A 1,332-nucleotide genomic window follows, 5' to 3' on the forward strand; every position below is an offset into this window, starting at 1 on the left:
CGGGTGGTCGACTACAACGTGAAGATCCGGGTGAAGACGGACGGATCGGGCGTTGAGCTTGCCAACGTGAAGATGTCGATGAACCCGTTCGACGAGATTTCGGTCGAGGAGGCGCTGCGGCTGAAGGAAGCCGGCAAGGCCGAGGAAGTGGTCGTCGTGTCGATCGGGCCTGCCAAGGCCGAGGAGACGCTGAGGACCGCGCTCGCCATGGGCGCCGACCGGGCAATCCTGGTCGAGACCGAGGATCAGGTCGAGCCGCTCGCCGTCGCCAAGATCCTCAAGGGTGTTGCCGAGGCCGAACAGCCGGGCCTCGTCATCGTCGGCAAGCAGGCGATCGACGACGATAGCAATCAGACCGGCCAGATGCTCTCGGCGCTGCTCGGCTGGGCGCAGGCGACGTTCGCCTCGAAGGTCGAGATCGGCGACGGCAAGGCGACCGTCACGCGTGAAGTCGACGGCGGCTTGCAGACCATCGAGGTCAAGCTGCCGGCGGTCGTCACCACGGACCTCCGCTTGAACGAGCCGCGCTATGCCTCGCTGCCGAACATTATGAAGGCGAAGAAGAAGCCGCTCGACAAGAAGAGCCCGGCCGATTTCGGCGTCGATACCGCCCCGCGCCTCAAAGTGCTGAAGACCGAGGAGCCGTCGGGCCGCAAGGCCGGCGTCAAGGTCAAGTCGGTCGCCGAGCTTGTCGAAAAGCTCAAGACCGAAGCTGGCGTGCTGTAAGCAGGAAAGGGAGAACACAACCATGGCCATTCTTCTTCTCGCAGACCACGACAATGCAACTCTTTCCGACCAGACCGCCAAGGCGCTGACGGCAGCATCGAAGATCGGTTCCGACGTGCATGTGCTCGTCGCGGGCGCCGGCGCCAAGGCCGCGGCCGAACAGGCGGCGAAGCTTGCCGGCGTGACGAAGGTGCTCGTCGCCGAGGACGCCAGCCTTGCCAACAACCTCGCCGAGCCGCTGGCGGCGCTCATCGTCTCGCTTGCCGGCAATTACGATACGATCGTCGCGGCGGCGACTTCGGTCGGCAAGAACGTGGCTCCGCGCGTGGCCGCGCTTCTCGACGTCGCGCAGGTCTCGGAGATCGTCGAGGTCGTGAGCCCCGACACGTTCAAGCGCCCGATCTATGCCGGCAACGCGATCCAGACGGTTCAGTCGACGGATGCGAAGAAGGTAATCACCGTGCGCACGGCCTCCTTCGCCGCAGCGGGTGAAGGCGGCAGTGCATCGACCGAAACGGTCGCTGCCGCAGCCGACCCGGGTCTTTCCAGCCATGTCGCGGATGCGCTGTCGTCGTCCGACCGTCCGGAACTGACGTCGGCGAAGAT

General features: G+C 65.2%; 1 protein-coding gene and 1 pseudogene. Both read left to right on the forward strand.

What is annotated here, in order from left to right; translation table 11 throughout:
* The coding region (locus KYK29_RS22380) for an electron transfer flavoprotein subunit beta/FixA family protein (RefSeq protein WP_254693076.1) at positions 1-726 on the forward strand (726 nt) is incomplete at its 5' end.
* Positions 727-748: 22 nt separating this feature from the next.
* Positions 749-1,332: pseudogene (locus tag KYK29_RS22385) on the forward strand (electron transfer flavoprotein subunit alpha/FixB family protein); the annotation flags it as partial.

The sequence above is a fragment of the Shinella daejeonensis genome (assembly GCF_024281235.1).
Lineage (GTDB): Bacteria > Pseudomonadota > Alphaproteobacteria > Rhizobiales > Rhizobiaceae > Shinella > Shinella daejeonensis.